Source organism: Streptomyces cupreus (genome assembly GCF_014257025.1).
Lineage (GTDB): Bacteria > Actinomycetota > Actinomycetes > Streptomycetales > Streptomycetaceae > Streptomyces > Streptomyces cupreus.
On record NZ_JACMSF010000087.1, the window covers coordinates 1 to 25,243 of the forward strand.

At 67.6% G+C, this 25,243-nt stretch carries 20 protein-coding genes and 4 pseudogenes; 13 read left to right on the forward strand and 11 right to left on the reverse strand.

The window, feature by feature from the left end:
* Positions 1-31: 31 nt before the first annotated feature.
* The 3 genes and pseudogenes from H4N64_RS40510 to H4N64_RS40520 form a co-directional block, all read left to right on the forward strand.
* Positions 32-4,261: pseudogene (locus H4N64_RS40510) on the forward strand (polymorphic toxin-type HINT domain-containing protein); the annotation flags it as partial.
* Between the two features lie 16 nt (positions 4,262-4,277).
* The gene (locus tag H4N64_RS40515; RefSeq protein WP_186287633.1) at positions 4,278-4,601 is read left to right on the forward strand and encodes a hypothetical protein; all 324 of its coding nucleotides are present in this window, start codon (positions 4,278-4,280) and stop codon (positions 4,599-4,601) included.
* Between the two features lie 74 nt (positions 4,602-4,675).
* On the forward strand, positions 4,676-4,840 hold the full coding sequence (locus H4N64_RS40520; RefSeq protein ID WP_186287634.1) for a hypothetical protein: 165 nt from the start codon (positions 4,676-4,678) through the stop codon (positions 4,838-4,840).
* A gap of 14 nt (positions 4,841-4,854) precedes the next feature.
* Here H4N64_RS40520 and H4N64_RS46585 read toward each other — a convergent pair whose 3' ends face one another.
* Positions 4,855-4,980, reverse strand: a complete 126-nt coding sequence (locus H4N64_RS46585; protein ID WP_336246947.1) for a hypothetical protein — start codon at positions 4,978-4,980, stop codon at positions 4,855-4,857.
* Positions 4,981-5,446: 466 nt separating this feature from the next.
* Here H4N64_RS46585 and H4N64_RS40530 point away from each other — a divergent pair, with 466 nt between their 5' ends.
* Both H4N64_RS40530 and H4N64_RS40535 read left to right on the forward strand, forming a co-directional pair.
* Entirely contained in the window at positions 5,447-6,346 is a 900-nt protein-coding gene (locus H4N64_RS40530) for a DUF6879 family protein (RefSeq protein WP_186287635.1), read from the forward strand.
* A gap of 316 nt (positions 6,347-6,662) precedes the next feature.
* A pseudogene (locus H4N64_RS40535) lies at positions 6,663-7,550 on the forward strand (ISAs1 family transposase); the annotation flags it as partial.
* A gap of 173 nt (positions 7,551-7,723) precedes the next feature.
* On the opposite strand, the gene H4N64_RS40540 reads toward H4N64_RS40535, so the two are convergent.
* Positions 7,724-8,233 (reverse strand): hypothetical protein, encoded by a 510-nt coding sequence (locus H4N64_RS40540; protein ID WP_186287636.1) that lies wholly within the window; start codon positions 8,231-8,233, stop codon positions 7,724-7,726.
* Position 8,234: 1 nt separating this feature from the next.
* Complete coding sequence (locus H4N64_RS40545) at positions 8,235-8,444, reverse strand: hypothetical protein (RefSeq protein WP_186287637.1); 210 nt, start codon at positions 8,442-8,444, stop codon at positions 8,235-8,237.
* On the opposite strand from H4N64_RS40545, the pseudogene H4N64_RS46590 reads away from it, so the two are divergent.
* The 4 genes and pseudogenes from H4N64_RS46590 to H4N64_RS40565 all read left to right on the forward strand — a co-directional run.
* Positions 8,434-8,619 (forward strand): annotated as a pseudogene (locus H4N64_RS46590) (SPASM domain-containing protein); the annotation flags it as partial. The gene H4N64_RS40545 and the pseudogene H4N64_RS46590 overlap by 11 nt on opposite strands.
* Positions 8,620-8,796: 177 nt before the next feature.
* Complete coding sequence (locus H4N64_RS40555; protein ID WP_336246948.1) at positions 8,797-9,093, forward strand: hypothetical protein; 297 nt, start codon at positions 8,797-8,799, stop codon at positions 9,091-9,093.
* 307 nt (positions 9,094-9,400) lie between these two features.
* Entirely contained in the window at positions 9,401-9,937 is a 537-nt protein-coding gene (locus H4N64_RS40560) for a DUF4240 domain-containing protein (protein ID WP_186287639.1), read from the forward strand.
* Positions 9,938-10,163: 226 nt separating this feature from the next.
* Positions 10,164-10,361: a hypothetical protein gene (locus tag H4N64_RS40565; protein ID WP_186287640.1), complete on the forward strand. Its 198-nt coding sequence runs from the start codon at positions 10,164-10,166 to the stop codon at positions 10,359-10,361.
* A 751-nt stretch (positions 10,362-11,112) separates the two neighbouring features.
* On the opposite strand, the gene H4N64_RS40570 is transcribed toward H4N64_RS40565, so the two are convergent.
* On the reverse strand, positions 11,113-12,897 hold the full coding sequence (locus H4N64_RS40570; protein WP_186287641.1) for a hypothetical protein: 1,785 nt from the start codon (positions 12,895-12,897) through the stop codon (positions 11,113-11,115).
* Positions 12,898-13,099: 202 nt separating this feature from the next.
* Between H4N64_RS40570 and H4N64_RS40575 the strand changes: the two genes are divergently transcribed.
* Positions 13,100-14,758: a zinc finger domain-containing protein gene (locus H4N64_RS40575; protein WP_260860277.1), complete on the forward strand. Its 1,659-nt coding sequence runs from the start codon at positions 13,100-13,102 to the stop codon at positions 14,756-14,758.
* A 263-nt stretch (positions 14,759-15,021) separates the two neighbouring features.
* Here H4N64_RS40575 and H4N64_RS40580 read toward each other — a convergent pair whose 3' ends face one another.
* The 5 genes from H4N64_RS40580 to H4N64_RS40600 form a co-directional block, all read right to left on the reverse strand.
* Positions 15,022-15,219, reverse strand: a complete 198-nt coding sequence (locus H4N64_RS40580; RefSeq protein ID WP_186287642.1) for a hypothetical protein — start codon at positions 15,217-15,219, stop codon at positions 15,022-15,024.
* A 382-nt stretch (positions 15,220-15,601) separates the two neighbouring features.
* Positions 15,602-16,516 (reverse strand): DUF4231 domain-containing protein, encoded by a 915-nt coding sequence (locus H4N64_RS46595; protein WP_222109978.1) that lies wholly within the window; start codon positions 16,514-16,516, stop codon positions 15,602-15,604.
* Between the two features lie 375 nt (positions 16,517-16,891).
* Positions 16,892-19,705: a tetratricopeptide repeat protein gene (locus H4N64_RS40590; RefSeq protein WP_186287643.1), complete on the reverse strand. Its 2,814-nt coding sequence runs from the start codon at positions 19,703-19,705 to the stop codon at positions 16,892-16,894.
* A 792-nt stretch (positions 19,706-20,497) separates the two neighbouring features.
* Positions 20,498-21,220 (reverse strand): hypothetical protein, encoded by a 723-nt coding sequence (locus tag H4N64_RS40595; protein ID WP_186287644.1) that lies wholly within the window; start codon positions 21,218-21,220, stop codon positions 20,498-20,500.
* Positions 21,221-21,250: 30 nt separating this feature from the next.
* Positions 21,251-21,421: a hypothetical protein gene (locus H4N64_RS40600; RefSeq protein WP_186287645.1), complete on the reverse strand. Its 171-nt coding sequence runs from the start codon at positions 21,419-21,421 to the stop codon at positions 21,251-21,253.
* 110 nt (positions 21,422-21,531) lie between these two features.
* Between H4N64_RS40600 and H4N64_RS40605 the strand changes: the two genes are divergently transcribed.
* Positions 21,532-22,131 (forward strand): NAD(P)-dependent oxidoreductase, encoded by a 600-nt coding sequence (locus tag H4N64_RS40605; protein ID WP_186287646.1) that lies wholly within the window; start codon positions 21,532-21,534, stop codon positions 22,129-22,131.
* Between the two features lie 46 nt (positions 22,132-22,177).
* Here the strand turns inward: H4N64_RS40605 and H4N64_RS40610 are convergent, their stop codons facing one another.
* Both H4N64_RS40610 and H4N64_RS40615 read right to left on the reverse strand, forming a co-directional pair.
* Positions 22,178-22,921 (reverse strand): hypothetical protein, encoded by a 744-nt coding sequence (locus tag H4N64_RS40610; protein ID WP_186287647.1) that lies wholly within the window; start codon positions 22,919-22,921, stop codon positions 22,178-22,180.
* A 63-nt stretch (positions 22,922-22,984) separates the two neighbouring features.
* Positions 22,985-23,380 (reverse strand): hypothetical protein, encoded by a 396-nt coding sequence (locus H4N64_RS40615; RefSeq protein ID WP_186287648.1) that lies wholly within the window; start codon positions 23,378-23,380, stop codon positions 22,985-22,987.
* 24 nt (positions 23,381-23,404) lie between these two features.
* Between H4N64_RS40615 and H4N64_RS40620 the strand changes: the two genes are divergently transcribed.
* Together H4N64_RS40620 and H4N64_RS40625 are read left to right on the forward strand one after the other, a co-directional pair.
* Positions 23,405-24,454 (forward strand): site-specific integrase, encoded by a 1,050-nt coding sequence (locus tag H4N64_RS40620; RefSeq protein ID WP_260860278.1) that lies wholly within the window; start codon positions 23,405-23,407, stop codon positions 24,452-24,454.
* A 64-nt stretch (positions 24,455-24,518) separates the two neighbouring features.
* Positions 24,519-25,243, forward strand: a pseudogene (locus H4N64_RS40625) (tyrosine-type recombinase/integrase); the annotation flags it as partial.

The following is a 25,243-nucleotide window of genomic DNA, read 5'->3' on the forward strand; positions in this document are numbered from 1 at the left end:
CTACGGCCTGCCCCTCCACGTGGAGTCGGCCGTGGTCAGGATCAACGGCACCGCCGAGACCTTCTCCGACCGGACCTGTACCACCACGTCGTACGTCCACGACACCACCGACTGGCTGATCGGTCTGCCCAAGGAAGAGCGCGTCACCGGCACCATCTGCGCCGCCGAGGCCACCGCAGACCCGGCCACCCAGCTCAAGTCATCGGTGCGGAACACCTACGACAACCTCACCTATGGCGCCACCCCGACCAAGGGACTCGTCACATCGCGAGCCGAGATCAATGGCACCGGCACCGCGCACTCCCACACCATCGCCACCAGCTACGACCCGTTGGGGCGGGTGCGCACCGTCACGGCCCCCGGCCAGGGCACGACCGAAACGCAATACACCCCCGGTGACGCGGGAGGACCGCTCACCGAGGTGAAGTCGCTCAACGCCAAGGGGCACATCACCAAGACGACCTTCGACCCCGGCCGCAGCCTGCCCCTGACCGTCACCGACCCCAACGGGCGCGTCACACGCAACGAGTACGACGCCCTCGGCCGCCTGGTGAAGGGCTGGTCGCCGTCCCGCTCGTCGGCCGGACAGTCGCCGAGCGTGCAGATCTCCTACGACGCGGCAGTAGCCACCCCCAAGGTCAACCGCCCCGCCTCGGTGACGCTCCAGACACTCAGGGACGACGGCACCTACTCCCGCATGGTCACCCTCTACGACGGCCTGCAACGCCAGGTCCAGACCCAGACCGAGGCCCACGGTCCCGGCCGGCTCATCGTCGACACCAAGTACAACGACCATGGCCTGGTCCGCGAGAAGACCGGAGGCTACCTGGCCAAGGGCGATCCGAGCACCGACCTGTTCCAGCCCAGGTCCTTGTCGCTGATACCGAGTTCCACCAAGTTCCGCTACGACGGCCTGGAACGCGAGTACCGCGCCATGGTCTACCACGGCGGCAACTACAAGTACGGCTCCTTCGCCACCCACGGCGAGATCTACACGGATGTGGATCCTCCGGGTTCCACGGCCCCCAAGACCCGGACCTACGTCGACGCCCTGGGCCGGGTCACCTCCATCAAGCACTACAGCAGGACGAGCGGCGACACCGGCCGCACGACGGCGTACGAATACGACGCCCGCGGCTACCGCACCAAGGTCACCGATCCCGCGGGCAACATCTGGTCCTACATCTACGACAGCCGCGGCCGGGTGACCTCCTCCACGGACCCCGACACCGGCACAACCACGACGTCGTACGACGAGGCCGACCGCCCCAACTACACCAAGGACGCCCTCCAGCAGGAGACGTTCACCGAATACGACCTGCTCGGCCGGGTGAAGTACGTCCGCCAGGGCTCCGCGACCGCGAGCCCGGTCAAGGAGTACACCTACGACGACCTGCCCAGCGGACTCGGCAAGCCGACCTCATCGATCCGGCACACCGCGGACGGCGACTACATCAACCGCGTCACCGGTTACGACGCCGAGTACCGCGTCACCGGCAGCGAGACGGTCATCCCGCCGAACTCGATGACGACGGGCTTGTCCGGTACGTACACCTACGCCTACACATACACCCCGACCGGTCAGCCGCAGTCGGTCACGCTGCCCGCGAAGGGCGGCCTGGCGAGCGAGAAGGTCGTCACCCGCTACACCAGCGACGGCCTGCCGGAATCCACCTCGGGCCAGACCTGGTACACGGCGGACGCGACGTACTCGCCCTACGGCGAGGTGCTGCGCACGGTCTCAGGCGCCCAGCCCTACCGGGTGTGGACGACGAACTTCGTCAACCCCAACACCGGCAGCCTCCAGCGCACGATCACCGACCGGGAGACGGCAGGGCCGCATCGCATCGCGGACAGCTACTACTCCTACGACGCCACCGGCACGATCACCTCCAACGCCCGCGAGCTCGAAGACGCGTCCGGCAAGACGTGGGACACCCAGTGCTTCACCTACGACATCATGGGCGAGCTCAACCATGCCTGGACGTCGAACATCACGCTGGACCTCAAGGGCACGGGCTGCAAGGCGGCGAACGGTACGACGTGGGGCTATCGCACGGACTACGCGTTCTCCTCCGGCCCGGTCGCGGACGCGCCGGACGAGTCCACAGATGCCACGGCCCCCGACACATCGCTGGCTTCCACGCTGTCGGCAGCAGCCCCGGACTCCACCACCGTTTCCACAGGCGCCACCGCCTACCGCCAGTCGTTCACCTACGACTGGATCGGCAACCGCGCCACCATGACCGAGCACGACACCGCGGACGCCACGAAGAACGTCACGTTCACCTACGGCCACGGCAAGACCGTCGCCGGCAACGGCACGACCCCGTCGTACAAGGCGCAGCCGCACACGATGACATGGACAAGCTCCACACCGGCGGGCAAGGGCAGCTCCTACACGTACGACGCGACGGGCAACACGACGGTCCGGGACCTGTACAACACCACGCAGAGCCTGCTCTGGAACCAGGAAAACAAGCTGGCCTCGATCACGGACGACGGCACGAAGACGACCTACGTCTACGACGCCGACGGCAACCGCATCCTGGAGAACTCCCCGACGGGCTCGACGCTGTACCTGGGTGAGACCGAGCTGACCACAAACGCGACGGGCAGCATCACCAAGGCGTCCCGCACATACGCCCAGGCCGGCGCGCCGTCGGTGACCCGCACGACGACGAATGGTTCGACGACGGGCCACAAGCTGAACGTCCTGCTCGCCGACCACCTCGGCACGGCGAACGCGACGGTGGAAGCGGCTTCCGGCCAACTGGTCACCCGCCGCGCCTTCAAGCCGTACGGCGAAGCCCGCGGCCCGAAGCCGACGAACTGGCCGAACAAACGCAGCTACCTGGGCGTCGGCATCGACGACGCCAGCACCGGGCTGACCCACATCGGGGCACGCGAATACGACCAAAGCTCGGGGCGGTTCCTGTCCGCGGACCCGATCGTCGTCATCAGTGACCCGCTTCAGATGAACGGGTACTCCTATTCCAACAACAGCCCCGTCAGCCACAGCGACCCTTCCGGCCTGTGCAGACGAGACATCTGCGGCGACGGCTATCCGGTCGCAGGAGACGGTGACCGCGCGGGCTACACCGGTCAGCAACCCGGCGCAAAGGCCTGCACATCGTGCAGCCAGGCCTATGACCCGGCTGGGATTTTCCCGGGCGTCAGCATCACGACGAAGTGGCAAGGACGCGACGAATTCATCGAGCAGTTTTACCGGAAGTATGTTGAGGGCGTCCGGCTCACCAACGGTGCCCTCCCGGGTTATTTGACCGATGGAACGAATCCGGAAGGTGCAGCGGAAACCCTTGGGTGGTGGGGACTCAACACCTGTATGGACTTGAGGTCGTGCCCCGAGTCTGTGATGAACTACTTCCGTAGCATGTCGATGGGCGTCGCGCAAAGCATTACTGCGATGGGCGATTCACCGGGCGTGGGGACAACCGGTGTAGGAGCAAACCCCAAGAAGGGCCGTGCGGGTCCTTGCAGCCAGTGCTTCCTCGCCGGCACCGACGTCCTCATGGCTGACGGCACCATCAAGGACATCGAGGACATCGACGTCGGGGACGAGGTCCAGGCCACGGATCCTCGTACCGGAGAATCAGGCCCCCGAAAAGTCACCCGCCTCATCGTCACCGAGGACGACAAGCACTTCAACGAGCTGTCCATCGCAACAAAAGACGGCATCGAAAAGCTCACAGCGACGCACGAACACCCGTTCTGGTCACCGTCGGAGCGACGCTGGATCGATGCGGCAGGCCTGAAGCCGGGCATGACCCTTCTCACCGACGAGGGCACCACCGTCATCGTCACCGGGAACCGGGCCTTCAGCAGGCACGCGCGCACGTACAACCTCACAGTTGACGACCTGCACACGTACTATGTGCTGGCGGGCGAGACGCCAGTACTCGTTCACAACAGCAACTGCGGCATTCGCAAGCATGACAAAGCCCGTGGCGCTGCCGGTGTCGATGAAATGACGGAGACGTTTGAGAAGTTCTACAAAAAGTCCGATATCTATAGCGAGAGCTACGGGAACGGGCTTGAGCTCTGGACGCCTTACGGCGTTCGCCAAGTGGATATTGCGGTCAGGAATCCAGGCGGAAATCTTCATCTTTATGAGGTGAAGGTGAATAAATCGAATTACACGAAGGGTCAGCGAAGGAAGGATGAATGGCTAGCGAAAACGTACGGGTTTGAAACCTCGGTCCTCCGGCGTGGTACAAAGTGTCCAATCTGCAACCCCTAACCTGAGAGGATGGCCTGTGAGTAGCGACTTCGGCTTCTGGAAGCGCTCTACCGGGAACCCTGAGGAAGTTTTCGACAACCTTGCTGAGGGCGAGACCAGCGACCTTGTCATGAGTCCTGATGTCTTGCGGTTCCGGGAGGAGTTGCTGACCAGGTGGCCAGATGTGGAGGATGTTCTGGAGCCGTCTCGATTCGACCTGGAAGAGGAACCGGATGACGCGGAAAAGTACGTCCTCCTGACCCTCTCGGTTCGCCAACTGGACTATCTCCCTGAGATTCTTGACATGGCGAAGAGGAACGGCCTTGTCGGATTCAGTGGAGTGGCGGGCGAGCCGATTTAGGCTTCCGATTCGCTACGCAGCCAAGCGCAAGATGCGGCCCCTGTCGATGTCGTCTACAGGGGCCGTTTTGCAGCTTGACGGCAGTAGATGACGGCAACGGCGGCGGACACCAGGTGTCCGCCGCCGTTGCCGTGCGTGTGTCAGGGGTGGTCGAGGGTGCGGCCGAGGAGGTCGACGGCATCTCGCTGGAGGCGGAGTCGGACGTGGGCGTAGACCAGGGCTTCGGCGTAGTCGCGTGACGTCCGTTTCGTGGTCATGTGAGTTCGAGGAGGGCGAGCGGTCGGCTGGTGACGCGGGCGTTGTGCCGGAAGCCGGCGGCGATGCTGCTCTTCCCGGTGAAGCGGAGGGCGCCGATGGCGAGGTTGCGCCAGGTCGCCATGGCGCGGGGTGCGGAGCCGGTTCGCAGTTGGGAGGTGTCTTCGGCGAACGTCTCGGATGTGGTGCAGGGCTTCGATCTTCCAGTGGTCGCGGGTCAGCCGGGCGAGGTCGGCGGGTGTGGCCTGTTCGGCGGTGAGGCTGGTGACGGCGTAGACGGTCTTGATGCTGATCTTGCCGGCGCCTCGACCGATTGCTGCACCTGTGGATGCCGCGTCCCCGAGTGATCCAGGAACTCGCGGGGCACACTTGAGACGCCGGGCTTCGCCCGGCAGTGGCAGACCCTGGTGCAGGGAATTCGCGACCAACTGTCCCTTCACGTGGTCCGGTTGTCGTGGGGGGACTTCGCAGCGCCCTGAGGAAGAAACCGGCACGGGTACTGGTTGGGGGGACACACGATGGCGATGGGGCCGAGTCCGGAACCGAACGGCGCACGGTGGAGAGGAGGATCCGGCGCATGGTGGATGTGGTTGAAAGTACTCATCTCTCTTGCGGCGGGCGGTCTGGCGTCCGTCATCGCCAAGGTCGCAGACTCGGAGGCCAAGTGGCAGATCGGTGTCGGCATCTTTGTAGGTGGCTGCATCCTGATCCTTCAGCTCCTGGGCGACCTGATCAATCAGGTGAGGGACTTCAAGGCCGTGCTGCCTCAGCACAACGCGCAGACACAGGAGACGGTCGTGAGGAGCTTCGCCCAGATCAGCGAGGCGACCAAGTTCTACAGCGAGATGGAGAGGCTGCCTTCCGATGGAGTGGCCGCGTTGGCCACCAGTGCGGTGGAGGTCGTTTCCAGGGGTCCTGACATCATGAGGCGCTTCGCCGAGGAGCTGATGCGGCGCCTCGCCGTTGACATGGAGGCGCTCAAGAGCGGGGGTGTCGATTGCGCCGGCGAGAACCACGACTGGCTGCTGACCCTCACCAACTGCGCCATGAATTCCATCGACACCACAAGCACGCTCTCCTTGGTGGACCGGGACTTCTGGAACAGCGGGCCTGCCGACCGCTACCTGCAGGCGCAGCGCGAGGCGATAGCGAGGGGAGTGACGGTACGACGGCTGTTCCTGGTGGCTGACTCGGCAGACCTCAACGACGACCTGCGTCAACTCAGCCAAGAGCAAGAGGAGTTGGGCATAGAGACACGTGTGGTCGTCCGGACACAGCTGCCCCAGAACGTCAGGCGGGGCTTGGTGGACGAATTCATCGTCTTTGACAAGGCGACCTGCTACGAGATCGAACAGGATCAACTTCATGTCAACACCTCGACGCGGGTGAGAGCACAGGAGGAGCACGTCAGGCTGAGGACCCAGCGGTTCGCCGAGCTTTGGGACGCGGGCGTGCCGACGCAGACGGTGGGAACCCCGGCAGGTGAGTGAGCAGGAGCGGGCGGCGCGTGATGTGGAGGACGTGCAGGGCCTGTGTGGGCAGGCCTTCGGCGTAGTCGCGTGACGCCCAGTTCGTGGCGAACTGCCGGCTCAGCCAGTGCTCCCAGAACGTGACAGGCACGGCTTCCAAGATCATGGAGTTCTCTACGCCCCGTGATCCAAGTGGAAGACCGTGCCTGCCGACGCATCATCTCTGATCCCGCCTGCCCTTGACCAACTGCGCGAGAATCCGCAGGTCGGACCCGAGGAGGTCCTGGGCCTGCTGGAGCGGCTGGCCGAGGTGCCGGACCCGCGTGACCCACGCGGGGTGCGCCACCGCCTGGCCGTCGTGCTCGCTCTCACCGCGTGCGCGGTGCTGGCCGGAGCGACCTCGCTGCTGTCGGTCGGCGAATGGATCGCCGATGCCCCTGGGTATGTGCTGGAACAGGTCGGTGCCGACCCCGATCCGCTTCTGCCCAGGCGGGTCCTGCCCGCCGAGACCACGGTCCGCCGACTGCTGACCCGCATCGACGGCGACGCGCTGGACCTGGCTATCGGGAGCTGGCTCGCCGACCGCCGCCCGAAGGCAACCAGGCTGCGCGGCCTCGCAGTGGACGGCAAAAGCCTGCGCGGCGCGGCCAAGGCGAAGGGCCGCAAGATCCACCTGCTCGCCGCACTGGAGCACGCCACCCGCCTGGTGCTGGCCCAGCTGGACGTCGGCGAGAAGACCAACGAAATCACGTGCTTCCAGCCGCTGCTGGACACCGTCGCCAACCTGGCCAGCGTCGTGGTCACCAGCGACGCGATGCACACCTAGCGCGAGCACGCCGACTACCTCCTCGGCCGGGACGCCCACTACATCGTGATCGTCAAGGGCAACCAGAAGAAGCTGCGCCGACAGCTCAAGTCCCTTCCCTGGAAGGACATCCCGCTTCAGGGACGCACCCGGGGCATCGGCCACGGCCGCTCGGAGATCCGCCGGATCAAGGTCGCCACCGTGAACAGCCTCCTCTTCCCCGGAGCCCGCCAGGCCGTCCAGATCAAGCGCCGGCGCACCGACCGCAAGACCGGCAAGACCACCGTCAAGACGGTCTACGCCGTCACCAGCCTGACCGCCGAGCAGGCCACCGCGACCCAGCTCGCCGAACTCGTCCGCGACCACTGGAAGATCGAGGCCCTGCACCATGTCCGCGACACCACCTTCGCCGAGGACGCCTCCCAGCTGCGGACCGGCAATGCGCCCCGCGCGATGGCCACCTGGCGCAACCTCGCCATCGGAGCCCTCCGCACGGCCGGAGTGAAGAACATCGCGGCCGGCCTCCGCCGCAACGCCCGCGACCCTCGCCGCCCCCTCGCACTACTCGGCCTCGGATGATCACGAACCGGACGTCACGCAACTACGCCGAAGCCCTGCCCGTAGGGGGCCGTCCCGCTGCGGGCAGCGGGCAGGCGGCGGACGTTGTCGTCCTGGGCGGCCTGTTGCCTCAGCCGCTGGATCTCCTCGTGCTGGGCCGTGAGCCGGGAGACGGCAAGCGTCTTGAACGCGGTGAGCTCGGCCAGCGCCTCGTCCCGTTTCGCGATCCGTTCCTTGAGCTCGGCGACCTGGGCGTTGAGCCGTTCGATCTGCGATGTCCGGGGGTCAGGGGCCTCGCCCGCGTCGCGCTGGGCTTTCAGGCGACGCTCGAACTCCTCACCGAGGTGCTGGTAGGGGCCGGGGCGGGTGGTGCCGTCGCGGTTCTTCTTCGGGTAGAAGCCGGTCCGGGTCACCCCCGCTTCGGCGGCCAGGGTCTTCAGGTCGCACTTGCCGCCGGGCGGCAGTTCGCCCCGCAGCAGCCGGTCCATTGCGGCGCGGATCGCCTCCTCGTTGCGGGCCCGGTCCGCGTCACTGATGCGTGGCATGTCACTGGCCTCCGCTCGGTGTACCGGCCGCCGTCATGATCTCGTCCACCACCCGCTGGGCTCGCTCCACCTCGGGTTCGAGCCGCTTCTTCTCGCCCTTGGGGAAGCGCGGGTTGGCCAGGAAGACCTTGCCGGTGCCGACCTGGCTCTGCCAAACGGGCAGGTGACAGGGGTGGTGGGTGGCCTGCGGGCAGCGTGCGGTGTCGCACATCCCGCCCAGTGACTTCGTCGCGTCCGGGGCGCCCGCCAGCTTCAGGCAGTGTGCGGACGGTAAGGCCGCGATCCTGCCGGACGGGCAGGTGGTTCCATGCGTGCTGGGCCGATTCCTTCCGGCCGGTAACGTCACAACGGGATCGCTGCAGCAGGTGCTGGCCGGACAGCGGTGGGTGCAAGTCTCCGCGTGCATCCCCCGCGGGCGCCAGAGCGGATGCACGCCGGACGAGGACTCCTGCATGCCCTCGCCCGGTGCGGCCGAAGGCTGCAACCCTGACCAGGACGGCTCCGACTGCTCCCCGGCTGAGACCCCGGCCTGCGAGCCCGCCTACGACTAGGAAGGCCGACCGATGGACTGGCAGAGGCACGCGCGGCGCCTGGCGGCCGCTACGGTCCGCCCGGAGTCGCGCTGGTTCACGCCGCTGGCGACCACGCCCCGGCATGTGTTCGTCCCCCGCTGGTGGACGCGGCGCGTACCCGCCGGGTGGGAGCTGTGTGACGGGCCCGCCGACCCCGACGCATGGATGCAGGCGGCGTACGCGGACCGCACGCTGGTGACCCGCATCGGTCCCGCACACGCCCCGAGGGCCCGGCCTGCCCGCTGGATCCCCGGCGGGCAGCGGGGCCGGTCGATGCCGCCGCTGTGACGGGAGGCCGCAATGGGCAAGAAGCAACGGGACTGCGTCACCTGCGGTGCCCCCGTGGGATATCTCGACCGACTCCACTGCTGCTTGTGCTGGCGCCGGATGAAGGAACAGGTGGCCAAGGCGCCGTGTCCCTCGTGCGGACGCCACCGCGTCCTGCAGAGCGACACCGGTCGCTGCATCACCTGCTCGCCTGGAGCCGATATGCGCCCGGCGACCACACGCGCTGACAGGAGCGACGTGGCTGCTCTGGTGGGCAAAGCTTCCGGGACCGGCCCGATGTCAGAACCAGGTGGCATGCTCTGCCGCCATGAACAAACAGCAGTTCTGGCAGCTCATTGAGGCGGCCCGCAATCAGGCGTCCAACCCGAACGACGGCGAAGATGTCGCCCGCCGGGCAACCTCGCAGCTGGCCACGCACCCGGCCGAGGAGATCGTCGCCGCTCAGCAGGTGCTGTGGAACCTGATGGCAGACTCCTACACGAACCCTCTGTGGGCCGCTGCCTACGTGATCAACGGTGGATGCTCCGACGACGGCTTCGACTACTTCCGTGGCTGGTTGATCGCGCAGGGACGCGAGGCCTTCGAGCGCATAGTCGCTGACCCCGATGCCCTGGCAGAACTGCCCATCGTGCGAGCGTCAGCGGCCGACGGACTCGATCTCGAGTGCGAGGAGGCGCTAAGCATCGTCTGGAACGCACACATCATGGCGACCGGCAAACAACTCCCTGACGATTCGTTCACCATCCGATACCCGGAGCTGGACCCCACCTGGAACTTCGATTTCGACGACCACAGCGAAATGACTCACCGACTGCCCCGCTTGGCAGCTCTCTATATGGAGTAAGCCGAAGCTCACAGTCACAAGGTGAGGTCAAACAGCGGAGGGGGAGCCTCCCGAACATCACTGTCCGTCAAACCATCAGGGCATGAACACGTCTCCGCTGACGAATACGCGACACCTCAACATGTGGGCCTACCAGTCCCGAGGCCGGAGGAGAGCGGGCACGACGCAAGCTGATCCGCCTCGGTACGGAGTGGCGCAGGCGCGAGGACTGCCGCCGGGAGCTTCCGTGAGTACGCCGTCCGACCGGTCACAGGAGCCGCTGATGACCCTGCGTGCTGCAGTCATCTTGATGCTGGGCACGCAGATCGCCGCGGCCGCTGGCGTATTGACCGTGCTGGCAGGGAACACGTGGGCGGTCGCGGTACTAGCTGCCGGGGGCGCCTTCGCCGGCACCGTTGCCTTCGCGCGGTCTGTGATTGGCTGAACCGGCCCGGGCGAACCGTGCGCCCGGGCCGACGCCGTGACGCGCGATGCGCGCCACCTCTTTCAAGGGCTTGAGCCACCGCGGGGTACGCGGCGGATGGGGACCAGGCCTTGCCATGGCTGCCGGGTCTGCTGTTAAGCGTCGATCCAGGGTGTCGGTGAGGCTTCCTCGTCTAGCGCCCTCCAGGCGACAGCTCTCCGGGCTGGCGCTGGCGGGCCGTTGTCACGGCCGTCCCCCGGCACGGAGAGCCTGAGGCATGCATTAGACTTGATCATGAGCTGGTCGCCGCAACTTGGCGCGGCTGGTGTTGCGTTGGTGGTCCAAGGAAAGACGCCCCGCTTCCTGCGGGGAGATGCAGGTGCAAGGCCTGCCCGGCGCTCGATCATGGGGTCCCGTCCGCACACCGCGGCGGGGGCCCAGGCGTTACCTCCGGCTGCGGCCCCAGGGAGCGGCACTTCGCCAGTACGGCACGCACCCTGCGTGCGGCTGTGGCACCGTGGAGGTGTTCCTGGCCCGCCGCTTTCCCCCGTAGCGGCGGGCCAGAGCCATGCTCAGCGAGCGAGGGTGACCTCGATGGGGCTGTTCGGGCACACGGTGAGCATGTCGGCGAGCGCGGTCTGTTCGGCCGTCCCGGGTCGATCCCGCCTTCGCACAGCCGGCAGAACGGCGGACCTGCGCAATGCGCGAGCTGAGCCGATGCGCTTTCCGCCTCGGCGCTTCTAGGGAGTTCCCCCCTCCGACTCGTCCGGCGTCAGGTCGCGCTGGCCGGTGCGGGGGAGGGGGCTTGGATGCTGTCGAGGAGTTCCCCGAACGTGATCTTTTCGTCTCGTGGCCTGTAGTCGAGGGCTTTGAGCAGGGCGTTCCATCGTTCCGGCTGGTTGCCGCACTGGGCGAGCAGGTGGGGCAGGGCGAGACCAGGTTCGCCGAGGACGTCGGCGGCGGGCAGCTGGCGCAGGTGGTGAAGGGTGTGGTGGCGGGAGTTGAGGACGGCCCGGTACACCTCTCGGTGCGTCCACAGGCTTTCGGTTTCGGGGGCGTCCAGCCAGGACTGCAGTACGGCGCCCGGGTCGGGGTGGCGGTCGAGTTCGTCGTCGGTCAGCAGCCGCAGTACGGCCTCGTTGTCGTCGGCCGGCGCGAGGTTGGCTGCGGCCGTGTGCAGCCAGTCGGGGACGTCGCTTTGATGGCAGATCCAGGCGAGTTCGAGTGGGTGCAGCGCGGGGAGTGTCTCGGTGACCGCAGTGCGCGGGGTGTGTGGGTTGCTGGCGAGGGCGGTCAGCGCGGCGACTCGCCGGTGTTGGTAGTTGCGCTCCAGGAGACGGACCGGGCGGAGCAGGTCGGTGCCTTCGGTGATGCGGGACAGGCTGGGGCTGGGCGGTGTGGAGACGACGGTGGGCTGCTCCAGGGTGGCGAGGAGAGCGCAGGCCTTGGCCAGATGCGTGGGGCTGGCGCTGAGCAGGGCCAGGTCCTCGGCCACCATGACGGTCTTCTGCCGGGGGTCGTCCTTCGGTTTGCGGGGCGGGGTGAGCAGGCGGCCGCGGCGTACGCATTCGTCGGCGGCCGCGTGCAGCTGCTCGGCCGCGATATCCATGAGGCCGGGGTTGTAGCGGACCCGGTTGGCGATGCGGTTCAGCCGGTGGCGGGCGCTCACGCTCGGCTTGGGCAGGCCGGCAATCTCAGGCAGGCACAGGGCGGGCAGACAGGCCCGCAGCAGGGCAGGGGCGAGCGCTGGCCCGGGTGCCGGTTGTTCGGCGGAGGCCTCTTGGACGTCGTGTGCCAGGTAGCCACTGCCCGAGTCCGTCAGGCGGGTGCGGCGCGCCTCGGCTTCGGCGTGGTCCAGGAGGAGGTGCTGAACGGCTGTGCCAAGTGTGGGGTGTTCGACCAGGGCGGGCCAGCGTTCGGGACAGGTGGCGAGGATGCTCCAAGGGGCGCCTTCGCCGAATTCGTGGGGCAGCCCAAGGTCAGGGTGTTGGGTGATCTCCCATCCTTCGTGCTGGCCGGGGGTGCGGAGGAGGCGGGCGAGCGGGGTGAGGGCGTACTCCAGCACCGCGTCGAGAAGGGTGGATGGCATGGGCGGGAACGGCTCAGCATCCGAGCGGTAGAGGTTCGGGTTCCACCCGCTGACGACACGCTCCAGGTCGGTGGCGTGGAAGTGGCAGAGCAGGCCGATCGCGTCGTCGACCTGGCCGGGGTGCCGGGCCAAGCCGATGACCAGGTCGGGCGTCGGGCGGTGGGTGGACAGGATCGCGGGCAGATCGGCCGCAGTGACCACGCCCTGCTCGGCGAGATCGGCGAGTTGCTTGTCGTCGGCCTGTTGAAGCAGCGGCTGACGCAGGGCGGGGTTGGTCGCGCGTTGCAGGAGGGAAGGCAGCGCATCCGCGAAGGCCTTCTTGCGCCACTCTTCGCCGCGGTTGTCGACGCCGTAGAAGGCGCGGGAGGTGGCGCACAGCGCTTCGATCACCGTAGGCAGTGCCTCGTCCGGCAGCCCGTCGGTGACTGCGAGTTGCTGCCACAGCGGGTACGTCCCGGCGTTGACCATCTTCGACCCCTCCCAGGTTGCGACCCCGTGTGACCGTCCGGTCACTGCATAGCCTGAGGCGACGGTACGCGGCCGCGGCGGCCCGCTGTCCCCGAACGTTGTATTACGCCCCCAGATCCTCGCCTGGAGCCGGCGGGTTGGGTGCTCTGGAGGACGAAGTGGGCAGGTGACACGATGAGTTGAGGCGATAGATGGAGGCTTCTTGCAGGGCGACAGGCGGCAGATACAGACGGCGGTACTGGGCAGCGCGGACTCCGATGATCCGCTGATGCTGCCGTTGGAGGCGATCGAGCTGGACGCCTTCCGCCACCTGCATGAGAGCGACACGTTCTGGTGCGGGTTGCTGCTCGGCGGCTGCGGGGGCCGATTGACCACGAAGTTGTACACCGACCGGGCCTGTCACTTCGCGCACCATCCGGACCCGGACGGTTTGCCGCATGAGTGCCGGCGCCGCTCGAGGGGCGTGGCCAGCGCGGACCATCTGTATGTGAAGTCTGCGGCCGCCGCCTGGCTGCGCGGGCGCGGCGAGCAGGCCCGCTTCGACTTCACCCGGCCCGGCGGTGCGCCGGTCGGGTCCGTCGTGGACATCCAGTTCCAGGGCCGCGGGCTGCGGGTGCACCTGGATGGGGCGGTGGCCCCGGTGTGGGACGACGGGAGCGAGCCGGTGCTGGGGGTGTCGGTGCCGGTGGACCGCGACACCCTGATCGAACGCTGGTACGTGCACCGCATCCGCCTGGACAGTGAGGGCACGGCCCGCCGGGTGAAGATCGGCACGGAGGCGTTCGCGCGGCCCACCGAGTGGTTCGACCTGGGCCAGTGCGCGATGATGGAGCGCGGCCTGTCGACGCCGGCGGTCGAGCGGATCATCCAGTCGCACCGCACGCCCCCGCCGTCGCGGTGGTCGCCCGGCAAGGCGAAGAAGGTGCCGGCGCCGGATGCGCGGGCTCAGGGCCTGCTGCGCCAGCTGGTGTATGCGCGCCGGATCGAGTCCGTGGTCATGGTGGCGCAGGTGTGCGGTGAGATCGCCGACCTGACCGGGGTGAGCCCGGAGATGCAGGTTCAGTTGGAGGCGGCGGTGCGTAACGCGCGCGTCTGGCTGGAGGGGCAGGCCGAAGTCCGCCGGAAGTTGTTCGCCCGCCTGGAGGAGGCGGTGGCTGAACGGAGGGCAGGGCGGGTGCGCAGGCTCCTGATTCGTGTCAATGCGGCCGCCTCGCATGACCGCACGGAAGCCGAGGGCGCCATTGTGGCGCGGGCAAGCGACTACTTCGACGCCCTCGACTGCGACACGCGGCAGGCGGTTGAGGCGGAGGCGGCTACCGAGCGGGCGGCAGCAGAAGCGGCCGGCCGCGTGCGCACCCTCCTCAAAGGCCTGCGCCGTCATGACGCGTACGCCCACGAGCTCCGTGATCAGGTGAAGGAGCTGCTGCAGGCGGCGACCCTGGCGGGGGACCATGTGACGGCTGGGCAGGCGCGAGACGTTGCCCTGTGGAAAGAGCGCTTCGCCAGCAGCCGGTCACTGCCCCCGTATCCGCTGTACAGCCGGGTCGCGCGCCGGTACTGGATCGCGCGGAGCTGTCCACGCTGTCACGCGGAGCAGGGCAAAGACTGCGTGCTCGTCGAAGGAACCGACGCAGGGAAAATACGCAAGCATCCCCACGATGAGCGGCTGCAGCCGATCCTGGACGAGCGGAAGGCCAAGCAGAAGCAGACCCCTCGGGCGTGGCGGGTGTACGAGGTCACCTGCCCGGACTGCGGGAAGGGGTACAACTCTCCGTGTCAGAGCCCGGCCGGTCCGCACCGCTCACGAGTCGAACTGGCCAAGGAATACAGCCGTCTTGGCAAGCTCCCGCCGAAGAGGTGAAGCGTGGTCCGTCGGGACCCGTCGTCGAACGGCAGCGTCAACGTCCTCGTCCAACCTCGAGGCGCCCAGTCGCCGTCTGGCGGCGACGGTGCGGCCCAGGCACCGCGACTGCGGTGATCAAAGAGTGGCAGCGCGCCCGCGGCAGGCCGGCGGATGGCGGTGGGCGAGGCCCCCTCGACCCAGCTTGCCACGGTGGGGGTCGGCCCGTGCGATGGCCGCGTCGGGTGGAAGGCCGGCCTCGCGGCCATCGCACGGGGAGGTCCTCACACGAGGCCGAGCGCGGACAGCGTGGTCAGCGAGAGCCCCATGGAGACCGCGAAGGCGCCTCCGGCGGAGAGGATGGCTTCGGCCAGGGAGGCGCCGGTGGTGTGGGTGAGGATGGCGGCGCCGGTGGCCACGATTATGGAGAACAGGCCGCAGATCACCACCAGCAGCACCTTGACGAACGTCGGGTTGGGCATCGGTCCGGTTGACCTTTCCGGTGGCCGGACCTGGGGTGCAACGGCACTCAGCCCGACCACCACGTGTGTGTACGTGGGATCTTGCTGAGGCCGTGCCGACGTTCACTGGTCTCGCTGCCGTGCCAGGGCCGTCCTGTGGCTTTCCATCCCGGTCTGCTCGGTATCCGATTGGTTGTGGTCTCACCAAAGCCCAGGGTTTCGGCCCCCGGGATCGAACATAGCCACACGCTGTAGCTCGGGCGCGATGAGGCTCAAGCCCACTTCGGGGCGCCTTGGTGTCGGCCGACCCGGGACACGTCGGGGTTCCCGAGCTCGCGCACGTTGCTCGTGCCGCACTGTAGTGGAAGGGGCATGGCTCAACGCCCGTGACACGCACAAGTGTTCAGGCCGACGGCGCGGCGGTCGGCGACGCCTGCTCGGTGGGCTGGTCCAGCTGCTGCTGGCGGCGCCGCTGCTCGTTGCGGAGGTCTTCCACTTTCTTCGTGAGCAGGGCGAGGGCAGCGTCCGGGTCTTCGTCCTTGTAGTCGCCGACCCCGTACTCATAGCCGTTGAGCTGTTCCTCGATGGCGTCCGCGGTCTGCTGCAGGAAGTAGGCCCGTTCCCGGTACTTGTAGTAGCCGGTGATGGCCGCGGACACGGTGATGGTGAAGCTGACGGCGATCGTGAGGATCCTCTGCCAGGTCAGCGGCTCGGTGTCCAGGGAGGACACGGTGGTGACCACGGCGGAGCCCACCATGATGAGGGTCTGCAGCGAGTTGTGGACGCGCCGGTAGCGGCGGCTTTCGCCCTGGTACTGCTGGATGATCCCGTGGACGTCGTCGCGGTACCTGCGGCGCCGGTCACCGAGGTCCGGGTACTCGTCCGCCCGGGCCATCGCCAGCTCTGTACGGAGCGACTCAGCCAGCGCTTCCAGCTCCGGCAGGGGCTTGAACACGGTGCGCTCACCGTCCCCAGCATCCCGGGGCCTGTCCCACACACCGAACCACAGTGCGACGGACAGCAGCAGGACCAGCCCGCAGCCGATGGCGGGTTTCACGAACGGGAAGGAGGTCCCCCAGGCCAGGATGGTGCCGGCCGTCCCGGCCAGGAACGCCACCGCGCCGACGACGACGCACACGCGTTGAGTCCGGGTGATGAACCGCACCTTCGCGATGGCGCGTTCCATGTCGCGCAGGGCCACCGTCAGGTACAGCACGTCCCGTTCCTGCGGCAGCTCGTCCTCGTCGCCGTCGTCCGCGAGCGCGGCGTCCGCGTTCGCTATCCGGCGCGGGAAGTCGTCGTCGATATGGCGGGTCACCTGGTGCGCCCCTCCTTCTTCGAATCTGGTCAGCGGGGCGAGACGCACAGCGAACTCCCCGTTACTGACTGCCTGTTGGCGATCACGATGACCTTGCCATGAACGGCTCGGCGCAGACGAGACGGCACAAGGACGCGATCTCGGTCATTTCGCAGCGAGAGCCGGGCAGTGTGAGAACAGCCTCGGTGACGTGGATGCCGAGCTTGCGGGCGAGGATAGCCACGGGCACCTCGGAGGCGAGGGTGAACAGTGCCGTGTTGCGGTCCTCGCGCGGCTTGACGCGCGATCGTGCGGAGCCGGGCGGTGAGTTGCTCGTCGGTGAGCGGGTGGCCAGGTGTCGTCCGGGGAACAGTCACCCACCCGGATCAACTGACATCACGGGCGCCACCACGCCGGCTCGCCTGCCTCGTCAGACGCTGGTTTCTTCCTGGTCGCTTTCGACGCGCGGTGGTGGCGTCGCAAGGTTTCCGACCGGATCGGGGTCTCGGGGGGTAGGGCCTCCCATGGGTGGGAGACGTTACCGTCTGGCTCCCAGCCATAGCGCCGCAGATGCTGCGCCTCGTCCGTCCGGCCGACCACTTTGAGCAGAAGGTGAGCCGCCCTGTACCAGTCGCCGTAGGGTGGATCGGCGGCTGCTTTGGCTTGGCACCAGGCCACCGCTCGGTCGATGAGTCCGTGTTCTCGGAGCAGTCGCAGGATCTGATCGGGCCAGTTTGGGTCGTCAGGGGGCCAATTCAGGACGCTGAACGTGCCCCCGTTGCGACCTTCTCGGACGAGCCCCGTCATTACTCGAAGGAGGTCGTCATAGCCCACTGGGAAAGGTGGGAAAGCTGGTTTCTGGGGACTCGCGTGGGTACCGCGCTCCGTCGCCAGCAGCCACGGGACCGCCTCATCGCCTTCAAGGCCGTACGGCACCCGTAGTTGCTCCTTCCATACTGCTTTCCATTCGTGAGGCACCAGCCCCTGCAGTTGCCGCACTTCTTGGAGGGCGTAAGGGTCACCGGCCTCGTTGGCCGCGCGCCGGTACCAGGAACGGGCTTCTTCGGCGCGTCCCAGTCTTGTCAGCATCCGGGCCACGCAGCGATAGGCGAAGCCGTCGCCCTCTTCGGCGGCGCGCCGGTACCAGGTGAGGGCGTCCCCAGGGCGTCCTAGTTCGGCCAGCAGCCAGCCAGCCTCGCCCATGGCGAAGACATCGCCCGCCTGTGCATGCTGCAGCAACACGTCGAGGGCTTCCTCGCTGCGCCCCAGTCGCACCAGCATGACGGCCACACCCCGGAGGGCGGTGCTGTCTCCGCTCTCTGCCTTGCACCGGTACCAAACGAGGGCGTCCTCGGTACGACCTTCGATCGTCGCCTGCTCAGCCAACTCTCCAGGGTCGACCAAGGCTTCAGCCTCGGCAGCCCTGCGGCTCCAGGTCAGAGCCTCGTCAGTACGACTCAATCTGGCCAGCAACCGGACCAGGTCGGGCAGGACACTGGTATCTCCTTCGGACACCAGGAGCTGATGCCACAAGAGGGCCTCATCACCGCCATCCAGGACGATACCCAACGTGCGCGCGATGGCGCGGACGTCCACGGTATGGCCGGCCTCGGCGGCGTAGTGGTACCAGGCCAGGGCCTCGTCAGTGCGTCCCATGACCGAGAGGAACTCAACGAGCGTGTCCAGTGCCCTGGTGTCGCCGTCGGCGGCCAGGTCACGGTACAGGCCGAAGGAGATACGACGCAGACCATGTCGCTGGGCCATCTCGGCCAGCTCGGTGTGCTCGGAGGAAGGGGTATGGTCAGCCGACGCCGTCCACAGCGCGATAGGCGGGCAGAGACCAGCACGGGCTCGACGCCCGTGCTCTTCGAGGTAGTCGGCGAGCCGGTAACGAGGATGGGCGGGTGATGCCTCGCCGTGACGGGAGCGCACACGGGTCAGCGCGCCGCGAGCACCACGTACGGGACGGGCGGCAAAGGCAAGCGCCTCTTCAAACCAGTCGTCTGAAAGCAGGCTCCACTGAGTGTCCGTGAGATAGCCGCCTGCGGCGGCCTCCAGCAGAGCGGGCGGCAGGGCCGGACCAAGGCCCAGTCGGCGGGCGTCGATGGCAACGTCGATCAGTGCCCGTGCCGCAGCCGGAGCGGTGTCGTAGTGTTCCAGCAGAGCCGGACCACCGGCGAGGTACTGCGTGATGTGGCCCTCCGCCGCTCGCTCGGCGGCAGAGGCGAGACGCGGATCGGCAGCGGCGGCTGCGTGTAGCGCATCGACGTCGCTTGGATCGGTGAACGCGGCAGGGACCGGCAGTACACGGTCGGCCAATAGGGCCCGAGCCTGAGCATGCGGGTCCTCCTTCTTCTTGTCCTTCGGGTCGGGTTGCGCGGTGAGCGTGGCCAGGTACTCCGGCCAGATGGTTCCCAGCACGAGCACCGGCTCGCCGTCCGGGTCACGCAGCACTTCGCGCAATCCGGCGGCCACGCGCTCACCCACGTCGGAGGCCGGAGTGAGCAGGTAGTGCTGGGCCTCGTTCAGCCAGACCACCGTGCGGGGACCAATCTCCTGCATCTCCGCGAGGGCGGCCTCTGGACGGGAGGGGTCAATGGGATGCCACAGCCGCCAGTTGTCGGGCAGCAAGCCAAGGGTCTCCCAACAGGCACGGGTCTTGCCGGTAGCGGAACCGCCTACCAGCACCACCGCGCGGCTCGCGCCGCCCACGGCCTCCGTCACGATCGCCCGTAGCCGCGCATCGTGAGCCCGGGGAATATATGCAGGCAGCAGGGGAAGTGTTTCCGCCTGCGTCGGCTCGGCCTCGATCGCCTTATGCACTTCCAGCGCGAATGGATCGGTGAACAGGGCGACTGGGCGACCCGGCGAGGTACTGACGGTGCGATGCGTGCGTACTGACTGGGCCCGGTCCATCAGCGTGCGCCAATGGCGTTCCCGCGGTTCCTCCCCCGCCCAGCGGCTCCACAACCGCACGAGCGCCCACACCTTCTCGCTGCTGGCCGGGCTGGGAATCTTCGCAGCCTCAGGGTCGTCCGAGAGCCAGTCGCTGATCCGCTGCCCGCTCAGCTCAACCCGGTACGGCGCAGCTCGCAACGCCTGTTCCGTCTCACGTCGGGAGTATGGCTGACCTGCTCTGCGGCAGGAGGCTTCGGCCCGCTTCTCCAAGGCCCGCAACTGGTCGTAGAAGGCTCGTCCCTGGTCGTTCACCAGTCCCCCTCAAGACTGCCCGGCTGGCGATACCGTCCGCAGCGGGCACGGCGGGCACCGCCGCTGACCAGCAGAGTAGGACCAAAGCGCCCGCCTTGCCCGCTGCTTCGGACGCGGGTGTTGCCCTGACCACACGCTCGGTCTTCCCGCCCGGCACCCCGTCGCGTGCGGTCAGCCAAAGGAGCCACTGTGAGTCACGAGGGCATGAACACGAACCGGAACAGGAAGCAGACCGTTCGTCGTCTGATTCGTGCTGCTGTCTTTAGCCTGATTCGCGGCAGCGCCTCCGCGGCCGGATCCGCTGTTGTCGCCGGCGCCGTGTGGTGGGTACAGCGATGATCCTCGGCTGCCTCAGTTCCCCGACTGCGACCGACTCGTCACCTCCGGCGACCATTGCACACAACGGCTTTGCGGGATGTCGTGAGCGGCTCAGCCTCACTACCGGCGAATGATTTAGGCAGGAGTTCGTCTCATCGTCCTGTCCCTTGGGCTGGACAGTGGCCACCGCTACTGAGAAAGGGTCATCCGAAGTGCGAGCCTACAACCAGCTGGGCGAGGGCATCGTGACGCGGATCGTCCCAGTCCACCTCGCCGTACCAGTGAAGCAGGGTCCCGGAGTCCCAAGATGCCTTGCCCTACTTGAAGTTGAAGGCTCGCATAGATCGGAAGCGGTAGCCGCTGATGCCCCCAGGAGGTGTTGGTTGTGGCAGGTTGCCCGGAAATCCTGCCTGGTGATCTTTGATCAGGCGCTGAGAGCCTCAGTGAGTCATGCACGGCCGGCCGGTGAGGGCGTCACGTAGTGCTTCGGCCCGGGTCTGCACCAGCCCGGTCCGGTAGCCCGCCGGGAGGTTGCTCCATGTAGCGGTTGCCATGTCCGTTGCGGCCTGGGGGTCCTTGTCTATGCGCAGGCATTGCGCGTGGTCGAGGGCGAGGCCGGGTCATGACGGAAGGTGAGTCGGTGAGGGCAAGGGCGGCCTCCTGCTCGGCGCGGGCCGACTTCGTGTCGCCGAGCAGCGTGTACGCCTGCGAGAGGTGGACGCTGTGCTTCTGGGCCGGGTAGCCGAGCCAGTTGTCCGCCAGAGCGATGCCGTCCAGCTGCTCGATCATGGTCTGGGTCTGTTCGACGGCCTTGCGTGCGCCGTTCCGGTCTCCCAGGCTGGCCAGGGCCCTCGCGTTCACGGCGGAGGCCAGTGCGGCCGCCGCGCTGGGAGTGGTGCCGGCGACGCGTTGGGCGCGTGCGGCGCGGCGGGCGGCCGAGGACGGAGCGCCGTAGTTCAGGCCGACCATGGCGTGGCGGGCCAGGACCCAGGCGAGCATGTGCCGGTCGCCGGATTCCTGGGCGGCGCGGGCCGCGGTGGTGAACCAGCTTTCGGCTTCCTGTTGCGCGCCGATGTCGTGCTGGATGATCGCGACTAAGCCGGTGATCCCGGCAGCGGTCCTCACTAATGTGGCCCGATCCCGGGCGGTGTGCGAGCGGACCAGGACGTGGCTGAGCAGTTCGAGGTCGTCCTGCATCTGCCCGAGGACCCGTTGCGGGTCACGTCCTCAATAGCCGCCGGTGTTCCGCTCGAAGACCGACTCGAGGTAGGCGATGTCGGCGGCGTTGCTGGATCCTGAGAGAGCAGCGTCGATGCCCTCGTGTGCCTCGGCGAGTCCCGGCAGTGCTCCTGTGCCGGCCACGGCGAGAGTCCCGGCGATGAATACGCGTCGTTTCACGGGCGGCGGGGTCGACGACCTGCCGCTGGCGGACCTCGCCGCGCGCGGCGTGATGGTGTCCCGGACGTCGGCGTACACCGAGGCGGTCGCTGAAGTGGATCGTTGCGGCCATGCTCATCGCGGCGAAGAGCGTGCACGCGTACGTCCGCGCGAGCGACGCGCGCGAGTGGGCACCTGGCGCCGGCCGGCCGCGCATCGTCGCCGGGTCGCAGGCCTTCATCATCGGGAACGGCGAGATCGGCTCCTACGCGGGCGCGATGCTGCGCGGCATAGGGGTGCGCGTCCACCACGTCTCCCGCAACTCGGGGAGCGACTGGCGGACGCTGCTGCCTTCGACGGACTGGCTCGTCCTGGCCTGCCCGCTCACCGACGACACGCGCGGCCTGGTCGGCGTCTTCGAGCTCCAGGACCTCAAGCCGGGGGCGTGGGTGGTCAACGTCGCCCGCGGCGGGGTCCTCGATGAGTCCGCGATCGCCAAGGTGCTCGACTCCGGCAAGAGGCTGGGCGCGGTGCTCGACACCTTCGAGGTGGAGCCGCTGCCCGGCTGGTCGCCGCTGTGGGAGCGCGGCAGCGTCATCGTACTGCCGCACGACACGTGGCGCGCGTCCGGTGCGGGCGTCCGCCAGGGCGAGGACGTCCTGGAACAGCTCCGCCGTTACCGCAGTGGGCAGCCGCTGCGGCGTATGGCCAACGCGACTGCCGGGTATTAGAGAGGCGCGAACATTGCCCACGGGACCTGACCAAGGAAGGTGACTTCTAGTAGTCGTCGCCACCCATGCGACGGTCCCCCACCTCGAGCAGCACGTCCGCGATGGAGAAGTGATCCTCCAACGCGGCGCGCAACGCCGTCAGGGCAGCACGGATCTCGGCGATCTGCTCGCGCGGATTGCGTTCCCTTAGGTAGGCGACAACTTGCCGATAGATCTCGGGACCCCAAGCCGAGCCAGTCGGAAGGGCAGTCTCACACCAGCGGGCAGAGAGGTCGTCCAGGAGAAAGAGCCGCGCGACCTGCTCCTCGTTCATTACTGCTTCAAGCTCTGCCCGTGTGGGCGCCAGGGGCAATGCCCCGGACCGCATGATACGGAGCAAGACATTCAGGGCGGTCCGCTTGCCGTTGAGCAGCGGAAGGAGTCGGTTGTAGGCGTCTGCATTGATGATCTGTAGTACGGCACTTCCACCGATCGGACTCCCGTGACGCCCCAACAGACTTCCCACCCTGGAGAGGTTCACAATCTGCTTCTCCACCATTGGGATTACCCAGCGCCCCTCCAAACGGGCATACGAGTCCTCCCCATGTTCGAGTTGGCGCTCCATCCTCCGCGCGTAGCTCTCCAAGGTAGAGACAATGTCCTCAGCAACCAGCATCGCTTCGTTGAGCCGCACATAGAGCATGAACAGCTCGGCTCCGAGCTTGCGTCGGCGCTTTCCCTCGCGAACGTTCCTAATGCCTGGAAGACCTTGAGCTAGTGCGTCGACCATGATCTTGATGAGTTCGATCATGAACGTTCCTCCACAACTGGCGCACTGAGTAAGACGCGAAGAGTCTTCCAACGTGTCTTCCTATCAGGGAAGTTGACTCATAACAGCCCGTTCAACCTCATCCGGCGCTAGGAACAGGCTCTGCTTGCCCAAGAGGGGGACCGGCCTGGCCAAAGTGCGGCGGTTGTTGAATACCCAGTGCCAGTAGTCGTCGACGGCCCACCGGCTGGGGTGGTCGCGGACGATGTCGGCCAGGTCGACGACGCCGTACACAACCCCCGTCGGCAGGTCCTCGGGCACGTCGATGCCCATCGCGTGCAGCTTCTCGCGCGCCCCGGGCGCGGGGTTCTTCCCGGCCTGAGTGGCGATCGTGCCGCGGTAGTCGGTGGTTATGAACAGCTCGCTGCGTGCCGTCTTCGACGTCTTCATCGTTGATGTGGGCAGCGCCAGGTTCCCGTCGAGGACACCCGGGGCGGCCATGTCGTCGACGCAGGGCGGGGAGCTATGCGAGTACAGCGGGTACGGGTTCCGGACTCGGATCGGGTGTCGTACGCCGTCATCGACGACGGTGGACTGCCGGTCGAGGCGGCAGATGTGTACCTGGGCCATCTCACCGCGACGGGGCGCTCGCTGTACACCGTGGAGGCGTACGCGCACGACCTGCGGGACTTCTTCGAGTGGACCAGCCAGCGCGACGCCGACTTCCGGCGCCTGGGCCTGGAGGACCTCGCGGAGTTCTTCGCCTGGCTGCAGCGATCGCGCCCGGCACGTCAGCCCGGCGTGTACCAGCTGCCGGGCATGCCACCCGCGGTCGGCAACGCCACGCTCGTGCGCAAGCGGGCCGCACTCGCCGGGCTGTACCGGTTCCACGCCCGCCGGGATGAGACCGTGCCGGCCTTGCTGGGTGAGCTGACCGGGCCACGGCCGATGGGCCGGTATGTGCCGATGCTGGTGCACACCCGGCGCCACGGTCCAGGGCCGGATGCCTACAGCCCAATCCGCATCACCACGGTGCCCAAGACGCCGGCCACGGTGGCCGCGGGCGAGATCCGGCGTCTGGTCGACGCCTGTGCCAGCCTGCGGGACCGGTTCTTGATCGTGTTGCTGTCGGAGACGGGGCTGCGGATCGGTGAGGCGCTCGGGCTGCGGCACGAGGACCTGCGGCTGCGGGCCGGGGAGGTGCGTGTCGTTCCCCGTGAGAGCAACGTCAACGCCGCGCGGGTGAAGGCGCTGAAGCCCCGCACGGTGCCGGCCGGGGTCGAGGTCTTCGACGCCTACGCCGACTACATGGAGAGCGAGTACGGGACGCTGGACTGCGACTACGTGTTCGTGAACCTGTTCCGGCCGCCGGTGGGGGCGCCGATGACCCGCAGCGCGGTCGAGGACCTGGCGGCCCGGCTGCGCAAGCGCACGGGCATCGGGCACTTCACGCCGCATGTGCTGCGGCACAGCTGGGCGACCCGGCTGCTGCGGGCCAAGGTTCCCATCGAAGTCGTGGCCGAGTTGCTGGGACATGCGTCGTCGCAGGTCACGGAACAGATCTACGCGCATTGACGGTGGAGGATCATCGGGAAGTCCTTGTCCCGGCAGGGCTGCTGAGGGACGGGAGCGTGGAGGCGTGAGCACGCCGGAGCGCGTCCAGCCGGCGGCTGGTCAGCTGGAGCGGCTGATGGAGGTCGTGCGGCCGGAGTTCCGGGGCGAGGAGTTCTATCCGCCGCGCGACAGCCGGGTGTTCTTCCAAGGCGAGTGCCGCATCCCGTCGTGCGAGCGGATGCTGAGCTACTCGGTCAAGCAGCTGTGCACCGCGCACTACCAGCGATGGGTGCAGGCGGGCCGCCCCGAGTTCGAGGCGTGGGTGCCGAGCGAGGACGCCTATCAACGGCATCACCGCGTGATCAGGGGCTGCGCCGTGACGGGCTGCCGCCGTTCGATGAACGGGTGCTTGCCGCGGATCTGCACCCGGCACAGCGAGCTGTGGCAGGCGGCCGGGGCGCCGGACCTGGATGAATGGCTGGCCACCGCGCGCTACGAGGCGCCGCCGCACGGCGAGCGGGACTGTGTGCTGCCCGACTGCCCGTGGTGGACGACAGGGCCCGGTTCGGCGTTGTGCCGGCGGCACTACATCCGCTGGCGCAACAACGGCCATCCCGAGCTGCCGGACGACCAGTTGACCGAGTGGTTCGAGCGGCTGGAGCTGCGGCGCGACCCCTACATCCGGTTTCACGACCTGGGGCGCCAGGTCCGCTTGGAGGTGCAATTCGGGCTGCAGCGCCGGGCCGACATCGGAGACCGTCACACGGCCCCGCGAACGGTGACCCGCGCACTGAGCTGGATCCGCGAATC